1 protein-coding gene is annotated in these 776 nt (G+C 70.9%); it reads left to right on the forward strand.

Annotation, left to right across the window (positions count from 1 at the left end; all coding sequences use genetic code 11):
* On the forward strand, positions 1–776 hold a 776-nt coding region (locus tag HW577_RS25925), incomplete at both ends, for a calcium-binding protein (protein WP_198378945.1).

The following is a 776-nucleotide window of genomic DNA, read 5'->3' on the forward strand; positions in this document are numbered from 1 at the left end:
GGCGCCAACATCGAGACGCTGGTGCTGACTGCCGGTGCGGCGCAGAACGGCATCGGCAACGGCCTCGCCAACACCCTGGTCGGCAACGGCTTCGCCAACTCGCTCGCCGGCGGTGCCGCGGCCGACACGCTGGTCGGCGGCGACGGGGCCGACACGCTCGACGGCGGCACCGAGACGGATAGCCTGCTCGGCGGCCTGGGCGACGATGTCTACCAGGTGGAGGGCGCCAACGATGTGATCGTCGAAGCGGCGGACGAGGGCATCGACCGCGTCATCGTCTCGGCCGGGACGGCCTACACCCTTGGCGCCAACCTCGAGCACCTCGTGCTCGCCGGTGCGACGCTGCTGAACGGCACCGGCAATGCGCTCGCCAACCAGATCACCGGCAACGTCAGCGCCAACGCGCTGACCGGTGACGCGGGCGCCGACACGCTGCTGGGCGGCGACGGCGGCGATACGCTGGATGGCGGAGCTGACACCGACAGCCTGGTCGGCGGCCTCGCCAACGACACCTACATCATCGACGGCGATGCGCCGGATACCATCCTCGAACTGGCTGGCGGCGGCATCGACCGGGTCTTGTTGGCGGCCGGCACGGCCTACACCCTCGACGCCGAGGTCGAGAACCTGCTGCTGACAGGCGCAGGCGCGCAGAACGGCAGTGGCAACGGCCTGGCCAACCGCATCGTCGGCAACGCCATCGCCAATTCCCTGTTCGGTGCCGCCGGGGCGGATACGCTGGAGGCCGGCGCCGGCAACGACACGCTGGAGGGCGG

This window comes from Neoroseomonas rubea (genome assembly GCF_016106015.1).
GTDB lineage: Bacteria > Pseudomonadota > Alphaproteobacteria > Acetobacterales > Acetobacteraceae > Neoroseomonas > Neoroseomonas rubea.